Annotated in this window: 16 protein-coding genes and 1 tRNA gene; 10 read left to right on the forward strand and 7 right to left on the reverse strand. The window is 64.6% G+C overall.

The window, feature by feature from the left end; genetic code table 11:
* Positions 1-904 precede the first annotated feature (904 nt).
* The 3 genes from ACIA58_RS23460 to ACIA58_RS23470 all read left to right on the forward strand — a co-directional run bounded on the left by ACIA58_RS23460 (position 905) and on the right by ACIA58_RS23470 (position 4,313).
* Positions 905-1,987: a hypothetical protein gene (locus ACIA58_RS23460; protein WP_396405886.1), complete on the forward strand. Its 1,083-nt coding sequence runs from the start codon at positions 905-907 to the stop codon at positions 1,985-1,987.
* Between the two features lie 200 nt (positions 1,988-2,187).
* Positions 2,188-3,435, forward strand: a complete 1,248-nt coding sequence (locus ACIA58_RS23465) for a hypothetical protein (RefSeq protein ID WP_396406505.1) — start codon at positions 2,188-2,190, stop codon at positions 3,433-3,435.
* Positions 3,436-3,557: 122 nt separating this feature from the next.
* Positions 3,558-4,313 (forward strand): DUF5131 family protein, encoded by a 756-nt coding sequence (locus tag ACIA58_RS23470; protein WP_396405887.1) that lies wholly within the window; start codon positions 3,558-3,560, stop codon positions 4,311-4,313.
* Here the strand turns inward: ACIA58_RS23470 and ACIA58_RS23475 are convergent, their stop codons facing one another.
* From ACIA58_RS23475 to ACIA58_RS23500, 6 genes are all read right to left on the reverse strand, one after another.
* On the reverse strand, positions 4,314-5,429 hold the full coding sequence (locus tag ACIA58_RS23475; protein WP_396405888.1) for a three-Cys-motif partner protein TcmP: 1,116 nt from the start codon (positions 5,427-5,429) through the stop codon (positions 4,314-4,316). It lies immediately after the preceding gene.
* A 982-nt stretch (positions 5,430-6,411) separates the two neighbouring features.
* Positions 6,412-7,083 carry a hypothetical protein gene (locus tag ACIA58_RS23480; RefSeq protein WP_396405889.1) on the reverse strand — a complete coding sequence of 224 codons (672 nt, stop codon included), beginning with the start codon at positions 7,081-7,083 and terminating at the stop codon, positions 6,412-6,414.
* 315 nt (positions 7,084-7,398) lie between these two features.
* The gene (locus ACIA58_RS23485; protein WP_396405890.1) at positions 7,399-8,535 is read right to left on the reverse strand and encodes a methyltransferase domain-containing protein; all 1,137 of its coding nucleotides are present in this window, start codon (positions 8,533-8,535) and stop codon (positions 7,399-7,401) included.
* Positions 8,536-8,539: 4 nt separating this feature from the next.
* Entirely contained in the window at positions 8,540-9,487 is a 948-nt protein-coding gene (gene tgmB / locus ACIA58_RS23490) for an ATP-grasp ribosomal peptide maturase (RefSeq protein ID WP_396405891.1), read from the reverse strand.
* Between the two features lie 2 nt (positions 9,488-9,489).
* On the reverse strand, positions 9,490-9,720 hold the full coding sequence (gene tgmA, locus ACIA58_RS23495; protein ID WP_396405892.1) for a putative ATP-grasp-modified RiPP: 231 nt from the start codon (positions 9,718-9,720) through the stop codon (positions 9,490-9,492).
* A 270-nt stretch (positions 9,721-9,990) separates the two neighbouring features.
* Positions 9,991-10,263 (reverse strand): hypothetical protein, encoded by a 273-nt coding sequence (locus ACIA58_RS23500; RefSeq protein ID WP_396405893.1) that lies wholly within the window; start codon positions 10,261-10,263, stop codon positions 9,991-9,993.
* Positions 10,264-10,412: 149 nt separating this feature from the next.
* Between ACIA58_RS23500 and ACIA58_RS23505 the strand changes: the two genes are divergently transcribed.
* From ACIA58_RS23505 to ACIA58_RS23515, 3 genes are all read left to right on the forward strand, one after another.
* Positions 10,413-11,663: a helix-turn-helix transcriptional regulator gene (locus tag ACIA58_RS23505; RefSeq protein ID WP_396405894.1), complete on the forward strand. Its 1,251-nt coding sequence runs from the start codon at positions 10,413-10,415 to the stop codon at positions 11,661-11,663.
* The gene (locus tag ACIA58_RS23510; RefSeq protein WP_396405895.1) at positions 11,660-12,217 is read left to right on the forward strand and encodes a hypothetical protein; all 558 of its coding nucleotides are present in this window, start codon (positions 11,660-11,662) and stop codon (positions 12,215-12,217) included. Before ACIA58_RS23505 ends, ACIA58_RS23510 begins: the two co-directional genes overlap by 4 nt.
* A gap of 223 nt (positions 12,218-12,440) precedes the next feature.
* On the forward strand, positions 12,441-14,000 hold the full coding sequence (locus tag ACIA58_RS23515; RefSeq protein WP_396405896.1) for a recombinase family protein: 1,560 nt from the start codon (positions 12,441-12,443) through the stop codon (positions 13,998-14,000).
* 181 nt (positions 14,001-14,181) lie between these two features.
* Here the strand turns inward: ACIA58_RS23515 and ACIA58_RS23520 are convergent.
* Positions 14,182-14,267 (reverse strand) — tRNA-Leu (locus tag ACIA58_RS23520).
* 127 nt (positions 14,268-14,394) lie between these two features.
* Between ACIA58_RS23520 and ACIA58_RS23525 the strand changes: the two genes are divergently transcribed.
* The 4 genes from ACIA58_RS23525 (at position 14,395) to ACIA58_RS23540 (ending at position 16,582) form a co-directional block, all read left to right on the forward strand.
* Positions 14,395-14,883: a VOC family protein gene (locus tag ACIA58_RS23525; RefSeq protein ID WP_396405897.1), complete on the forward strand. Its 489-nt coding sequence runs from the start codon at positions 14,395-14,397 to the stop codon at positions 14,881-14,883.
* A 75-nt stretch (positions 14,884-14,958) separates the two neighbouring features.
* A complete protein-coding gene (locus ACIA58_RS23530; RefSeq protein ID WP_396405898.1) occupies positions 14,959-15,654 on the forward strand; it encodes a hypothetical protein in 696 nt (231 codons plus the stop codon).
* A complete protein-coding gene (locus ACIA58_RS23535) occupies positions 15,654-16,184 on the forward strand; it encodes a DUF6529 family protein (RefSeq protein WP_396405899.1) in 531 nt (176 codons plus the stop codon). The genes ACIA58_RS23530 and ACIA58_RS23535 overlap by 1 nt, the downstream gene beginning before the upstream one ends.
* Entirely contained in the window at positions 16,181-16,582 is a 402-nt protein-coding gene (locus tag ACIA58_RS23540) for a ubiquinol-cytochrome c reductase iron-sulfur subunit (protein WP_396405900.1), read from the forward strand. Before ACIA58_RS23535 ends, ACIA58_RS23540 begins: the two co-directional genes overlap by 4 nt.
* Positions 16,583-16,589 lie beyond the last annotated feature (7 nt).

Below are 16,589 nucleotides of genomic sequence, written 5' to 3' on the forward strand. Positions count from 1 at the left end.
GGCCGCCTGGTCCGGTCGCTCGGTGTCGCGGACGTAAGCAGCGCGCGGGGGAATGGGCCCGCCGATGGGAACGATCGGTTGCCGGGTGTCCGCCGCCCGGCGGCGGTGGACAGCGCTCAGACGGTGCTGCCGCTGAGAAGCTCTGCTGAAGCCGGCCTGGCAAGGCTCCGAGGGAACGGGGTCTGAGCCGAGAAGATCTGGAGTCGTACATAGACCAGTTGGGCGAGGTAGGGAGGGCTCTGAAACCGCTTAGCCGGAGGAGCTGAGTGAGCTGGACTCGTCGCTGAGACTGGCCCTGGCATACGACCACGTCGAGCAGAAGCTCGGCGTGGAGGTCGACCCATTGGCCGACCGTGGTTAGTCGGGTGTCCGAGGCGGGACGCGCGCCTGCGCCCTAACCACACGCCTCGAACTCGACCTGGACGCTCGATCTGCCGGAGTAGCGCAGTGACGGATGGATACACGAGGGCTTCTGGATCCATCACAGGTCGGCGTATTGAGTCGCGTGGTTCGGCAGAGTAGACCGAACGACCTGACAGGCAGTCGATTGCCGTGGCATCGCGTGCGGTCGCTCGGAGGCTGGCCAAGTCGTCGTCGCTGAACGTCAACCACCTCGCAGAATGTAGTCAGGTGCTGCTGTCGCTGCGATCAAGGTGACGATTTTGGTCAATTATCGGTCTCGGCTTCGTAACGCGCAGATTCTCTCGCGGAAATGCGGGTAAATCCTCTTCGGGGTCAGGTGTCGCAATGCCGCGAACCTTGTGAGGACGCGAGTGAGCAGGAGTCGCGCATGCCTTCCGACGGATACTCCAGGAATTCTCGAACGAAGCATGAACGGAGTGTGTGGTTCACGATAGCACGTGGTCTTGCGCATGTGACTCGACCTCGAGCGAGGAAGGCGTTCATGGCGGGCCTGGCCTGTATGGCTGTCTATTCTTGGGCTTTCGCCAAATCGATTGACTCACTCGAGCAGTTCATGCTGATTCTGATGTCCGTCGCGGCAGCGGCCATTATTCTTCCCGAACTTCCGTCGACGCTCTGGAGTCTCGACGCGGACCGAATCAGAATCCTGATTCCGATCCGCCAGCGCAAGCGGCTGCTGATGGAGTTGATTGCCGCGGAGGTCGACGACCCGGCCCGGAGCGACCTTCTCTGGCGCAAAGTGGTAGACCCGCTGCTAGAGGCGTCGCGATCGCCCTGGGAGTGTATTGGCGATATGGACTACGACATCCATATCCACCCCAACTGCTTGGTCGAACTGCCGGAGGACGCTCAGCAGGTTCTCGTGACGAGCGTCTCCATCGACTCAAAGTCACTGCGGGTGCTACCGCCGATGTCGAAGACCGGGGGTCGCTACTGGGTGACCATGGCGCGAACCGCGTCAAGCTTTCAGCATGAGTACACGCAGATGGGGTGCCTTGCGCGTGAGTTGTTACCGATGGCCGGCTTGGACAGTGCGAGTTGGCGTCGGTTGATCGGGCAACTCTGTTCTGCGCGCATGATGATCAACGGTGAGGTCATCGATCTCTTCCCTGAATCGGTCGACGAATTGCCCGATGTCGTTCGGTGGTACGCGGCATCTGCGTTCGATCAGCCGTCGGAAAGGGTGCAGGTCCGAATCATGTTCGACTTCGTCATGGAAGCCCTGGCGCAGTCTTTCATCGTGTCGTTCCTGAGCTACTACTGCATTGGCTCGACCGCGATTACTATGAAGCTGTATGGGTCTCCTGGGGCGGAACTCACCTGCGACGCGTTCTTTGGGCGGGCATTGTCAGGAAGGCTCGGAAACGGAGTCACGCGGACTCGGAAGGCTCTCTTCGACGAGGCTGTCTTCTCGACCGGGCCCGACAGCATCCTCTTGCCAGGTAGTGGAGTTCACTTCTGTTGGGGGCAATCTGAGAGACCGGATTCGAGGCAGGTGCTGGAAACTGGGACATGGCGGGGGACCGCCAGGCCCGCCGAAGGCGACTTCGTGTCGAGGATCTAGCGAGGTACAGCCGACGCCGAACACCCGTCGGTACTGCTGCGGCAGCGGCCGTGACACGCAGTACCTCAGGTCTCGGCGACGGCTCCAGTCGTGGTGAGGAATATCCGTTGTGGTCGCCTGGGAGCGTCGAACGCGCCTAGAGGCGGTGGAGTCCATAGCATCGGTGGGATGGACAAGTTGGACGATGTGGGCGCTTTTGGCTGGCCACGGAGCCTAGGAACAAGGTTCATGGTGCGTTGACCTTCGACCCGGCCACGCGCGGACGTCTTCGTCTGGATGGCGTCCTCGGCCTGGCGGGATGTCCGTCGGGTTATGTGAGGCTCTTGGGGGAGTCGCAGGAGACGTTCTACACGCTTGAGCGATGCTTCGAGAAAAGCCGCAAGGGCTCAGTCATCGGACCACCCGGCTTCGGGGTGTCCACCTGGAGCGTCGGCGAGGTCTTTACCAATGTGCACTTCTCTGCGGACGAGGAGATCGCCTTCGACCGGATGATGTTCGAGCTTGAGGATCTCGCGTCCTGGCTAGGAAGAAGCGGGATCTCCGCCGACGGAATGCAGTCCGTCGACGGAACGCTGGTCATGCAGATCGAGCAGAGGTGGCTCCGCCGTGACGCGGTGGCGACGGACTTCGGCGAGCTGGACATCATGCACAATCTCGGGCAGCGAAACCGCCTGCCGCGTGAGCTCACGTTGTGGCAGTCGTTCGGCATACGCATCGAGCTGAGCACGTTGGTGCCGAAGCCGGAGTTGCTCGATATCGCGAGTGACCTGCAAGACCTCGTGTCGATGGGCATCGACCGGCCGAGCGCTTACACCAAGGTCGTGTTCAGCCATCCCGATGCAGTTGAGGACGCGGATGATCCGCAGTCGGAGCGCGTCGAGATCGGGCACTTCGGGCGATGGATCGTCAAGGATGGTGCGTATGAGGCGCCTCCGACGGATGTTGCCTTCAGCTACGCCGACATCGGCAATGGACCAGGGCTGAGGTCGTGGCTCGCGTTGGCCGCGGAACACCGGAGCACGCTGGCGCGAATCATGGCTGTCCGTCGGCCGACCGGAATGTACTCCGAGGAGCGGCTTCTCAACGCGGTCGCTGCGGCCGAAGGCCTGCACCGCGACCTGACGAACAACTCCAAGGAGACGCTCAAGGCTCGGCTGGTGCAACTTGCTCAGCTCGCGGGTCCACGGTTCGAGGCCGCGGTCGGCGACGTCGACATGTGGAGCGAGTTCCTGAAGGAGGAGCGGCACGAACATGCTCACAATCGCAGCCAGCGTCCGGCGGCTAATGTCGATCATTACCGGCAGATGGCGGACTCCGTCTACTGGCTGATCGTCCTCTGTCTTCTGTCACAAATCCCGACCGCGCGGCCGGCGATCGAACGCGCGGTGCGTAGTCCAGGTTTCGATGACATGGCCGCGACGGTGACCGCGATGATCGGACGACTCTGAATGCGACCTCTGGGCGGTCACACCTACCGCGGGACCTGCCGCGGCGCACTGTCGACGCGCAGCCCGGCGACGTGACAAAGCCGTGAATCGTGCGTTCAGTAGGGTGAAGCTAGGGAGGACAGTTGAGCGATCGTTCGGGCATTGAGTGGACCGAGGCGACCTGGAATCCGTCGACCGGCTGTGACCGGATCTCGGCCGGTTGCGACCATTGCTATGCCCTGACGCTGGCGAAGCGGCTGAAGGCGATGGGGTCGGCCAAGTACCAGAACGACGGTGATGCTCGGACGAGCGGGCCGGGGTTTGGTTTGACGGTTCATCCTGACTCGCTGGATGTGCCGCGCCACTGGCGACAGCCGCGGACTGTGTTCGTGAACTCGATGTCGGACCTGTTCCACGCGAGAGTTCCGCTTAGTTTCGTGCAGCAGGTTGTTGAGACAATGCGGGATACGCCGCAGCACACGTATCAGGTCCTGACTAAGCGAGCTCGTCGACTTCGTCTGTTGTCGGACCGAATCGATTGGCCGGACAACGTGTGGCTGGGTACCTCGGTCGAGTCGGTGGACACCGTGCACCGCGCCGACGAGCTGAGGAGAGTTGATGCCGCAGTGCGATTCCTTTCACTGGAACCGCTACTGGGCCCACTGCCTGATCTTGATCTCGAGGGGATCGGGTGGGTGATTGTCGGCGGCGAGTCAGGTCCTCGGGCTAGACCCATCGAGCCGAGTTGGGTACTGGCGATTCGCGATCGGTGTGTCGAGCAGGACGTGCCGTTCTTCTTCAAGCAGTGGGGTGGGCGGACGCCGAAGGCCGGCGGGCGCGACCTCGATGGTCGAACGTGGGATGGGATGCCTCCACGACGCATTCCAGCGATCGTCTGATTAGGCCCCTCGGAGCCGGATCGTGCTCATCTTCGTGATCCGTCCCGATGGCTGAACTATGACCTGACCTTCATCGCGGAGGTGTTGTACCGCTGCTTTGGCGTCCTTGTTGCGCCACCGCGATGTCTCCAGAAGGAGCCACTTGCCGACTTCGTCGATTGTGGTGAGTGGCTTCTCGACCAAGTGTTGGTGAACCAACTCGACGAGCTCCTCATCGAGGACACCTGAAGACGCGAAGAGGTCGAGCTGACCCATGATCGGTGCGCCTTGCACTCGCGGATCTTCGAACCGCATACCGCCGGCACCGTCTACCAACCACATGGCGTCCTTCATCGCCTCGACGCCGCTGCGGTGCTTGCTGCCGAACACCAGGTACAACGGCTGACCGGTGCTCGGAACGACCTTGAACTGCAGCTGGAACGTGAATCCCGCTCTGCGCAATGCGGAGCGGTAGAGGTCCAGCCACGTCCGCCACCGGTCGCTCGAGGTGTTTCCCTGGTCGGCGCCCTGCCAGAATCGACGTCCGCCGAACACGGCATCGAACTGGTCTGGGTCTTCCGACTCGCGTCGGTTGAACCAATTTGGCCCGAAGGTAACGATCGCCTCGCTGGACGGGTTATGAGCGATGCGCGTCATCACCGGTGTGAGTGGGACGTTGACGTTGCCCCAACTGTCGAAGACGGCAAGGATCGGATTGTCCCAGGCACGGGTCTCGTCCAGGAGCGGAAGCGTCAGGTTCGCTGCTTCGCCGCGTCGCAGAACGACCGATACTGGGAGGGCGTCCAGATCGCCGAACCGCGCGGTCAACTCACGCCGGAGATGCTCGAATCGACCGGGGTCCTTCTCGATGAAAATCAGGTAGACGCGCTCGCGTCTAAGATCCATCCTCGCAGCTGCCTGATGGTGCAGGAGCCGGTCGAGTACAAATACCGGCGATCCTGCTTCACCGTGGAGGTACCGACCGGGACCGGCGAACGCGTCAAGATAGGTGACGCGAGGGCGACGATATCCGCGTGCTGTGGGTTGCAGCATGATCGGCCACCAGGCGTCGAGATAGCGCCTGTACAAGCGATGCTTGGCGGTCGCCGGTTGCAGCTCCCAGAGAACATCAGCCATTCCGCACCGTCCCCTTGTGCGAACGTGAACGCCATTACGCTATGTCATCGAGGTCAACTTCGCGCTTCCTGTCGTCGTGTCTTCCTCGGGGACGGCCGGGCTTGAGCCATGACGGCTCGGTCCATGAAGTGCAAGCCCGCAGGGTCGGTTCTCCTACATCGGGTCCCATGTCCGGTACAAGTTCCGAGCGGACACAAGGCGAGTCTGTGGGTGACCAGGGTCTCGCGGAGGGCGGCGTTGGCGCGCTGAAGCTCGCTGACCAGGTGCCGCAATCGGTCGATTTCGTTGAGAAGCACCGTGACGTGTTCGGCCTCGATTGCGTCTGATGAGCGTGCCCGTTTGTGGCCTCGCCAGTGGCGGAGTCGGCACCGATCTGAGCAGAACCGCTGGTCGGATCTGGCTGCGATGTAGGTGTCGCCGCAGTACTCGCAGACGTGTTGGCGCTCGACGAAATCGTGCCCGAACGGAGTTCGAAGGTCGTCCATAAATGCTCAACGCCCGGGCAGCCGTACAGGCGAAGTACTCGTTGCAGCTGGCTGAAGACCGGTGGCGAGTCCTATTCGACTGTCGCCAATCATCGGTGCTCATCGTTTGGCGTTGGTGGTGGTCGTTGTCAGGGCCGCCGTGGTGGCCTGGGGCGTCGGGTGTGGTCGCCGGCGGCGTAGGTCTTCCAGGTGTTGCCGGCTTGTGCGGCGATGCGTTCTGCGCTGTGGGGTGTGTAGTTGAGCATGGTTGCCACGACGGTGCTGGTGCCTGGAGCAACAGTTCTCGGATGGCTCGGGTTCTGGCGTTGAGGTTGGGGATGCCGAGGTTGTGCAGGCGGAGCCGGACGCTGGTGGGGTGGATGGGTTGGCCGGCGCGGCGGCCGGGGAACAACAGTTGGCTTCCTGGGTTGGTGGCGGTGACGAGATTGGGCCGACTGGCGATGTAGGTGGTGATGTGTTCGGCGAAGGGACGGGGACGGGCGGGTCGCCGAGCCGGATCAGGAGCTGGTCGCCGTCGTGGGTGATGTCGGCGAGGGTGAGACGGACGATCCGCGGGGGCGGTTGGGGCGTAGAGCAGGATGAGTAGCGCCGTAGGCGATCTTGAGAATTGTCGCGTCCCGGAATGTTGGCAGCCAGCGCTTGTGGCCTAGCGCGCGTTGGCGGGCGACCTCATCGTCGGCGTGGTCGAACAGCGCCTGCAACTCCGCCCGAGTGAACGCCCGCCGTGCCGGTTCGGCCTCGGAATCGGCCACGTGCGCGGCCGCGTTGACCTCGTGAATCACCTGGATCGGGTGCGTCCCGAACCGTCGCTCGTACTCGGCCGCCCACCCGTAGGCAGGGTCGGTCAGGTAACTGCAGAAGCCGCGGATCGCGACCTGGTAGCTGCGCACGGTCGAGCGGGCGACGTGCCGCACAGCACGCTGATCACTGAACCACTCATCGACCAGATTCGCCGACCAGCGCCACGGAAATGCCTCCGCACGACCGGCGAAGGCACGCACCTGATGCTCCCGGGCCTTCACCGTCGAGTAGGCCAGATTCCGGGCGAGCTGCTGATTCGCGAAGCCCTCCAGCGTCGCCTCGAACACCTGCTCCTCAGGGCGAAACAGCGATACGCCATCGACCAGACCCAAGCCAGCTGCGCCCGGGATCTCACCGCGATCGTCCACTGAAACCACTCTCCGCCTGCCCGCATTGGATGCGGGATCATCGCATCAGATGCGAGCCGCTGTGCAGACCTCAACCCAGCAAAGGATCGCGGTTCCCGATCGGGACGAAGTCCGATAGCGTCACATCCGCACGGCGACAAACGGCTCCCCGCTGAGCAACAGGGATCTCAGAAACCGGCCTCATCTCACACCGTCGCCAGATCGCACCTAGTCGTTTCGGCGACAGAAACGCCTCGAGTGCAAGAAGTGTGCCGGGCTTGATCTTGATGCTTCAGTTGCGGGCAGGACCGTGTCGGCGGTGTGGTCCGCGGCTGGTCAGAGTTCGAGCGTCCAGCTGCCGTCTGGGCTGATGAGAGCGCTGCGGTCGGCGGCGAGTTCGACGGTCATGGTGTGGAGGGGGAAGTGGCCGGCGGCCGTCCATTTGGCTTGGACGCGTTCCAGGTCGTTCCAGAGGCGGCGTGGGCCGCATTGGTGGACGGTGCTGGTTTGGCTGTCGGCTCGTGCCCAGGAGCCGTCGGTTGCTAGGAGCCATAGGAGTTGGCTGCCGTCGTCGCGGGTTGCAGAGCGGTTCTCGATGTCGGGGGTGTCAAGTTCGTACAAGCAACGTAGTTGCCAGTCGTCCCAGAGATCGGGTACTGGGTCGGTCAGTTGGCGGGTCTCGTCGCCTGGTTGGTCGCGGGCGGTGTTGTAGACGTGGTCGAGGCGGGCTGGGTAGTCGGTTTCGTGGCGGGTGCGCATGAAGGTGGCTGGGTCTGGTTGGACGCGGCCGCGGACTACTCCGTCTGGGTGTTTGTCGGCGTTGATCAGGAGCGAGGTGCCGGTGATGGTGGTGACGATCTTGCCGCCAGGGCGGAGAGCGTCAAGCCATGCCTGTGGGATAGGGCGGACGGAGACAGTGGCCATGATGCGGTCGTAGTCGGTGTCCGGCAGCGAGCCGGTCGCGTCGGCGACCTCGAGCTGTGGGGCTCGGCCAAAGTTGGCGAGGCGTTCGCGCGCGATGTCGACGAGGTATGGGTCTACGTCGATGCTGGTGACTTGGTTGTTGCCGAGGCGATGTGCGAGGAGAGCTGCGGAGTAGCCGGAGCCGGTGCCTACGTCGAGCACCTGGCTCTGATCGTCGGGGTCGAGCAGGTGGAGCATGCGCACGATCAAGCCGGGCAGGGTCGAGGACGACGTCGGGAGACCCGTCGGACGATCGCAGAGGTCGGCGCTGTCCGCGTGGAGTGAGCCGACGCGGGTCACGAGCGTCTCGTCGGCGTAGACCTCGGCCCATGGGTGATCCGGCCGCGGCGTGCGGAGTCCCCAGGCGAACGGATAGCTGTCGGGGATCGGCTCCCACCACCTCGGCACCAGTTGGTGCCGAGGGGTGGAGGTGACCGAGTCGTACCACTCCGGTGCCGTGGCCGTGACCTCTTCGGCGAGCTTGCGAGCGGCGTCGGTCCAATCGGTCACGGGGTCAATCGTCCTTTCCTTGGAGGGCATCGGCCATTGCTTCGACCATCGGGACGCCGGCCTTAGCGGCCAACCAGTGCCACTGGCCGTTCGGGTTCACTTCGAAGAACATCCATCGACCGTCCGGGGTCACGGCGAAGTCGAGCGCTCCGAAGAACAGGCCTAGCTCGTTCATCAACAGCCGGACACCTTTCTCGACGTCGACCGGAAGCTCGATCGGGCCGTAGGTGAGCGACGGGTAGTCGGTTCGCCAGTCCAGTTTGGCAGCAGTGCTCCCGGCATGGATCGCGACTGGGAACATCCGTTGCCCGATCACAGTCAGGCGCACCTCGCACTGCTTGGGCACCCGCTCCTGAAACAGATGCGCTGTGCCCGTGAGGCTCGCGTCGATCTCGGCGGCCCGCAGAACGGTGGTCGGCAGGTACCGATGACGCCGTTCTGCGGTGAGCACGCCGCCGCTGAGGCCCTTGTAGATGACCTCCCCGGCTCCGATGAACTCCCGGGCACGGTCAGGATCCGAGGTGATGATCGTCCGCGGTACGTCGAGACCTGCCCGGGCCGCCACGGCAAGTTGAACCGGCTTGTAGTTGGCCGCCGAGTCCTTTGCCGGATGATTGATCCATCGCACCGGAAGCGACACCAGTACGCCTAGAACTCCGACGCGCGCCTCAGATACCGCAAACGCTCGTGCCTCGTCCGGCCAATCGGTCGGCACGTTGAACTCGGCGGGACGTCGCCACCACACGGCGCTGATCGTCTGGAGGTCGATCGACTGTTCAGCGGTCAGCTGCCCCTCCCAGCCTTGAGTCCCGAGAGTGGCAGCGACACGAGACGCCTGCGGGAAGTCGGAGGTGTCGTATCGGACGATCGGCGCCTTGCGACGTGTCAGCTCGTCGATGACAGCGTCTGCGGTGAGGTCGTCGCGGCCTGTCAGCACCAGGATGGTGCCCATCGTCAGTAGTTGTCGGTGGAGTTGTCCGATCCGGGGCGCTGGCCGTCGGGGATCGGAGTTTCGGTGTTGGTCTCCGGCAGCGCTGCGGCGATGGCGTGGTAGGGGTTGCCTGTGGTGGACACGTTGAGCTGAAGGTTGGCGCTGTAGGTCATCGGCAGTTCCATCGGTGCCTGGTCCGGCCCAGATGCCAGGTGGCGGACACCGAAGGGGACTGCGGTCATCTCGTTGCTCATGGTCTATCTCCATTGCCAGTAGGGGTTTGGAACGGCCGGCCCAGGACGGACTCGCTATCTCGTCCCGCGCCGGCCGGCTTCTGGGCTGCGGCGTCGGCGATTCGCTGACACCGCAGGTGTCGGCCAGGCAGGCCGTGGATCCGAAGGTTGATGACGTGCGCGTACTGCTCTGCGAGTGCAGTCGGGGCGATGTGTTCCTCGATCAGGTAATCGCCCAGCCACAGCTGCACGCGCCAGAGTTCCCGCTCGGTCATCGAACTGACGCGTCGCTCAGGCCGGGCAGCCAGTGTCGAGCCACCGCACGACGGTGTAACCGTTGTGGCCGTGTACTGCGAGGAGAGCGTCGAGGCCGTAGTCCCAGACGACTGTGGTGGCCCACTTTCCGCGCCACCGCAGCGCCACGGTCCCGTCCGACCACTCGACTCCCTCAGCAACGTCGCCAGTGCCGCTGACTCCGCTGACGTCGACGACGCGACGTAGTACGAACCGGCGTGGGCACGCGATGCTCACGGTCGAGCGGTCGAGGTCTGCGTCGACGTCCATTCGAGTTCCCTTCGAGGTCCCTGGTCTCTATCGAAGGCGCGATGACTGCGGAAAGTAAGGAAATCGTCGCTACCTGTCGACGGACATGAACCGGAAATTTCCGGGTAGAACGCTGTCGGCCGGTGACTCGCCGTACATATCGTTGGGCTGTGGAGGGAAACCGGGCCCTGAAGACGCGCATGGCCGAGGTCGGCATGACCCAGGCCGAGTTGGCCGAAGCGGTCAACGCCGATCTCCGGCGCGCCGGCTACGGGGGCACCGTCAGCGATCGAACGGTGCGGAACTGGCTGACCGGGAAGACTCGCTGGCCGCATCACCGCCAGCGCGATGCGCTCTCCGCAGTCTTTGGCTGTCCAATCACGGATCTCGGCTTCGTCACTCCGGCCGAGCCTGCGCCTGTCCCGCGACGGCGGTTCATCGGTACATCCGCGGCAACAGTCATGGTCGCCGCTGGGGCGTCGACGCAGCGCGCTGGTCAGTCCCGAGTCGGTGCTGGTGACGTCGAGCGGCTGCTCTCCAAATTCGCGTTGATCGTCGCGAGCGATCATCAGTACGGCGGAAAGCTCACCATCGAGACCCAGGCGTCCGCGCTCGCGGGCGAAGCTCTGGCTCTCCAGGCGCGGGGGACTGCGAGTCAGCGCGTCCGAAGCGCGCTCTACAGCTGCGCAGCGTCATTCACCTCGAGCGCCATGTGGGCGGCCATCGACGGACGCCGGTTCGACACCGCCCAACGACACTTCGATCGCGCAGCAGGCCTGGCCACGATGTCAGGTGATCCGGCGATCCAATTCAGGATCTGGTCCCACGCGGGGAGCCTTTATCGCCACATGGCCAGGCCCGTCGACGCGTTGGCCGCCAACGACGTCGCGCGCCGGTTGCCGATCGCGAGACGAGATCCGATGTTCGCGTCTCTTGGCCATGCAAGACACGCGGCGATCCTGGGGCAAACTGGCGATCACCGCGCCGTACGCCAGGCGGTCGCGCATGCCGAGGACGCCTTAGGCAGATCTCGACCTAACGACGAGCGGCCGCTGTGGCTTAACGCCTTTTACGACCAGGCAGAGTTGGAGAATCTGGCTCTGGCCGGCTACTTGGCGCTCGGCGACTACGAGGTGGCTGAGGGCCATGCTCATCGGAGCCTCGCGCTTCTTCGGCCCGGCATGCGGCGTACACGATCTATAACGACCGCGCGACTGGCGAAGGCTCAGCTCGGTCAAGGCGATCTGGAGGAGGCGGTTGCTACTGCGATGTCGATCCCGGTCGAGCCGACCGGTCTGCATCCGCGGATCAATTCGATGCTTCAAGACTTCGGCAGCACACTGCAGATCGCTGCACCATCCAGCGACCCGGCAACCGCCTGGGATCATTACGCACACGACTCACTGAGGAAGCTTCTGTGACCCCTGACGGCATTGGGCTGCGCCACTCGACCGTGATCGACGACGTGTGGAGCACGTTGATCGAGGTGTACGCCGACGTACGTGCGGATCAACTTCACCTTCCGAACTACTCGGTTGAGCGATTCGGAGAACAGCTCGCCCGGCACGGATCGGATCCCGGCTGGGAGGTTGTCATCGGCTACGACGCGGACATGCCGGTGGGGTTCGCGTACGCGAACACGCTCACGCCCGACGACCGCTGGTGGCGCCGGATGACGCCCCCGCTTCCCGACGGATGCACCGAAACGTCGACGGTCGCGGTGAAAGAGATCATGCTGCGCAAGCCCTGGCGGGGTCAGGGGATCGCTCTGCTGATCCATGACGAACTTCTCCGCGATCGCCCCGAGGAACAGGTGTCGTTGCTGGTCAACGCCCTAAACGGCGACGGGAAGGTCAAGGCGCTGTACGAGTCGTGGGGTTACGACCCGATCAGCACGCAGCAGCCGTCGGTGGACGGCCCGGTCCTGACGGCCATGCTCCGCCGGACTCATCCTGGGGCCGAAGACGTCGAGTAGCGTTGAGAAGCTTTGCTTACTGTGCGTAGTTCATGCGTTGAGCAGGCATGGAGAAGCCAGATGTGGACGGCGTAGGTGAGGATCCGCAGATTGGGTTGAGGCTGCCGGGCAGGTCGCCGGTGCTCTATCCACAGGCTGCTCGTGTGTTGCGCCGGATCGTTCTTCGACTGGCACGGTCGAAGCGCGGGACCGGTGGCGATTGCCAGTCGGAGGAGAAGGCATCTTGAGCGGCGACGAGTGGGAGACGCTGGACGAGCTGCTGGGTTTGGAGGCTCTGGCAGCCGGGCCGGTCGGTGGGGACGGAGTCGGGCGGTTGGCGTTCTATGGGCGGTGCTCGACCGAGGACAACCAGGATCCGCGGACCTCGCTGGCATGGCAGATGGGGGAGGCAACTCGATTCGTTGAGCCACTCGGCGGCGAGATCGTAGAGCAGTTCTTCGACATCGGGCAGTCTCGATCTCTTCCCTGGGAACGCCGCGATGAGGCCGGCAGATTGCTGCAGGAGTTGAAGAATCCACAGCGTGGCTGGGATGGGTTGGTCGTGGGGGAGGCTACCCGTTGTTGGTACAGCAACCAGTTCAGTCTGAGGTGGCCGAAGTTCCATCGGTACGGCGTCGCGCTGTGGATCCCGAGTCTCGGTGGGCGGTTCGATCCCGAGAACACGGTGCACGACATGGCGATGACGATCACGGGTGGGTTGTCGAAGTCCGAGCGGCAGCACGTGCAGCGGCGGGTTCGGGCTGCGATGGCGGCGCAGGTTGTGATGGATGGGCGATACCAGGGTGGTCGAGCGCCGTACGGGTATGTGGTCGTCGACGCCGGGCCGCATCCGAATCCGCGCAAGGCGCAAGAGGGCTACCGGCTCCGCGTGCTCGCCGTCGACGAGGATGCAGCGGCGGTTGTCGAGCGAATCTTCGAGCTCTATCTCGGTGGGCTGGGGCTGAAGTCGATAGCCGAGACGCTGAACGTTGAAGGTGTGCCTTGCCCGTCGGCTCACACGCCTCAGCAGAACAGGCATCGGAGAGGCGACGGCTGGCAGCACAGCACGGTGAAGGCGATCCTCGAGAATCCGCGGTACACGGGGTTCGCCATCTACGGCCGGTGGCGGAAGGTCGAGGAGTTACTGGATCCCGAGGATGTGGCGGCCGGACACGTTGTGCGATTCCGGCGTTCGCCGCAGTCGAAGATCGTCCGGTCCCGCGAGCCGGCGCACCCCGCGATTGTGTCGGTGGACGTCTTCACGCGGGTTCAGTTGGAGATCCGTGCCCGTCGAGGCGCGGACATGGCAGCCCGGGCGTCCCAGCCGCGGACGCGGGTCGGGCAGAAGGCGTCGTACCTCTTCCGAGGCGCGATTTGCTGTGCGACGTGTGGGCGGAAGATGGAGGGCGCGCGGCGTAAGCATGCGGTGTTCTACAGGTGTGCGGCGCGGACTCTGGTCCCGGGATCGAGTGCAGCCTTAGGCCATCCGCCCACCGTTTACGTCCGCGAGGATCAGCTCTCCCACGGCGTGAATGGTTGGATCGCAGGTCTCTTCAGCCCCGACAATCTTGATGAGACTGTTGCAGTCCTCGTCGGCGCCCAGGACGTCGAGGATCCTACGGAGGCGACCGAGCGAGTCTTCCGGGAACGGATCGCTGCGGCGGAAGCGAGCATGAGCCGACTGCAACGGGCCTTGGAGGCTGGTTGGGATCCCGAGACCCTGACGAACCAGTACAACGCGGCCGTGGCCGAGAAGAAGGCTGCTCTGGCTGGAGTTGAGGCGCTGGAGCCTGCCGAGCGTTGAGTCCTGCGGTTATCCGCGGGATGGTCGAAGAGTTGGGCGCCATGAAGACGGTGCTGGATCAGGCCGATCGAGCGGATCTGGCCGAACTGTACGGCGCCTTGGCGCTGGAAGTGTCCTATAACCACAAAACGCGGGTGGCTGATGTTTCCATCAGTCCAACTCCGCGTGTGGTTAGCATGCGTGTCCGAGGGGGGACTTGAACCCCCACGCCCCGCGAAGGGCACTAGCACCTCAAGCTAGCGCGTCTGCCTATTCCGCCACCCGGACGAGTGGTCTGCACCGTTGGGCGGTGCTGACCGGAGAACAGTAGCAAAGACCAGGGGTGGAATTCACATCGGGTGGTGACGGAGTGTTGGGCGGGGTAGTTTCAGGTTCAAGGAGAGGGGTGGGGTCGGTGACGGAGATCGATTTGGGTGCGGTCGAGGCGGCGCGGGAGCGGATCAGGGCGGCGTACCTGAAGGACGGCGGGACGTCGTCGGCGCGCGGGCTGCATCACACAGCGTTGCTGTGTGCGGACGTCGAGCGGACGGTGAAGTTCTATCAGGGGGTCCTCGGATTCCCGCTGACCGAGATGGTCGGGAACCGGGACTACGAGGGCTCGACGCACTTCTTCTTCGACATCGGGAACGGGAACCTGCTGGCCTTCTTCGACTTCCCCGGGCTCGACCTCGGGCCGTACGCCGAGGTGCTCGGCGGACTGCATCACATGGCGATCTCGGTCGAGCCGGCGCACTGGGAGCGGCTGAAGGAGAGCCTGACCGAGCATGGGGTCGAGTTCCAGGAGGAGAGCGGTACGTCGATCTACTTCCGCGACCCTGACGGCGCCCGGATCGAGCTGATCTCCGATCCGCTGGGGGAGATGTACGGCCTCAAGGTGCTCTGAAGGAGTGCACCGCGCAGGCTGCTGAGCCGTTGACCGGGCCGGGTGCGGGCGGGATCCTCGTCTCGGGGTGGGGCGATGGGGCAGCGCAGTCCGTTGGTGACGTTGGCGGCGACGGCCGTCGGGCTGGTCACGTTCCTGGTGGTCAACAGCACCCAGACCGGCAACCCAACTCCCGCAGGCAGCCCAGCCGCAGTCATCAGCTCAGCGACGCCGACAGCGTCAGACACATCGCCGGCACCCGGCACAGTCCCGCCGACGGCCACCAAGACGACAACGCCACCCGGTACGACGCCGCCGTCCAAACCGTCCGCCCAGGTCACAGCGGTGTACGCCGGTCGGACGAACGGGCTTGAGGCCTCGCTGGCGATAGCGACCAAGGGTGAACGAGCCGCGGCGTACGTCTGCGACGGCAGGCGCCTCGAGGCCTGGCTGACCGGCACGTTCCGCGACGGCCACCTCGCGCTGCGCTCGAAGACCGGCGAACGGCTGACCGCCGCCATCACCAACAACGCGGCCATCGGCACCTTCACCCTCAGCGGCCGCACGCTGCGCTTCGCGATCGCCAAGGCCGGCCCGCCGGCCGGTCTGTACCGCGCGCGGAACAACACCAGCACGATCGGCTGGATCGTTCTGCCTGACGGCAAGCAGGTCGGCATCGACAACGACGGGACGCCCGCGCCCGCGCCGCCGCTCGACACCACCACGCGCGCTGCGACCGTGGACGGCGTACCCGTGACGGCGCAGGCAGTCGTCGGAGATGAGACGTTCTGATGAGCACCGCACAGGTTCAGAAGGCGACCACGATCGCGGTCCCGCTGTCGGTCGGCGCCGCGGCGGCCGTCGCACTCGGCGTCTACGGCCGCGTCCACGATCCCGCCGGCGTCGCGATCAACATCGCCGGGTTCTCCAGCTTCCAATCCGTCAAGACCTGGCTTGCCACACTCGCCGCTGTACTGGGCCTGGTGCAGGTCGCCAGCGCCTACGCCCTGTACCACGGCCGCCCCCAGGTCGCACCGCTCCACCGCTGGTCCGGCCGCGCCGCCGTCGCGGTCACGCTGCCCGTGGTCGCGCACTGTCTCTATGCACTCGGCTTCCAGTACGGCGAACCGCGCGTGCTGATCCACTCGCTACTCGGCTGCTTCTTCTACGGCGCGTTCGTCGCGAAGATGCTCACCCTCAGCCGGACCGACACCCCCAAGTGGCTCCTGCCCGTCGTCGGCGGAGCCCTGTTCACCGCGCTGATCGGCCTTTGGCTGACCTCGGCGCTGTGGTTCTTCACCACGTTCGGAGTGATCCGATGACGGAGCAAGCAGGCCGCCGCGCAGTCCTCGCCGTCGTACTCGGAGCGACCGCCGCCGGCTGCGCGAAGTACGGCGAACCCTCGAACCCGCCGGCGCAGACGGCGCCGGCGAACGCCGTCCTCGGGACGACCGAGGAGATCCCGGTCGGGGAGGGCAAGATCTTCGACGACAACCAGGTCGTCGTCACGCAACCGGTCAAGGGCACGTTCAAGGCGTTCAGCACGACCTGCACCCACCAGGGCTGCCAGGTCACGACTGTTGCCAACGGCACCATCGACTGCCCGTGCCACGGCAGCAAGTACTCGGTGAAGGACGGCTCGGTCGTGGCCGGACCCGCCCCGCGGCCGCTGCCACCGAAACAGATCACCGTCTCCGGAGACTCGATCACACTGGTCTGACCGACCT

It is taken from the genome of Kribbella sp. NPDC051586, from assembly GCF_044453965.1.
GTDB lineage: Bacteria > Actinomycetota > Actinomycetes > Propionibacteriales > Kribbellaceae > Kribbella.

Coding starts and splice junctions, on each gene's coding strand:
- ACIA58_RS23460 (WP_396405886.1), top strand. CDS start 905: ATGGCGGGCCTGGCCTGTATGGCTGTCTATTCTTGGGCTTTCGCCAAA.
- ACIA58_RS23475 (WP_396405888.1), bottom strand. CDS start 5,429: ATGGCTGATGTTCTCTGGGAGCTGCAACCGGCGACCGCCAAGCATCGC.
- tgmB (WP_396405891.1), bottom strand. CDS start 9,487: ATGGGCACCATCCTGGTGCTGACAGGCCGCGACGACCTCACCGCAGAC.
- tgmA (WP_396405892.1), bottom strand. CDS start 9,720: ATGAGCAACGAGATGACCGCAGTCCCCTTCGGTGTCCGCCACCTGGCA.
- ACIA58_RS23500 (WP_396405893.1), bottom strand. CDS start 10,263: ATGGACGTCGACGCAGACCTCGACCGCTCGACCGTGAGCATCGCGTGC.
- ACIA58_RS23530 (WP_396405898.1), top strand. CDS start 14,959: ATGGGGCAGCGCAGTCCGTTGGTGACGTTGGCGGCGACGGCCGTCGGG.
- ACIA58_RS23535 (WP_396405899.1), top strand. CDS start 15,654: ATGAGCACCGCACAGGTTCAGAAGGCGACCACGATCGCGGTCCCGCTG.
- ACIA58_RS23540 (WP_396405900.1), top strand. CDS start 16,181: ATGACGGAGCAAGCAGGCCGCCGCGCAGTCCTCGCCGTCGTACTCGGA.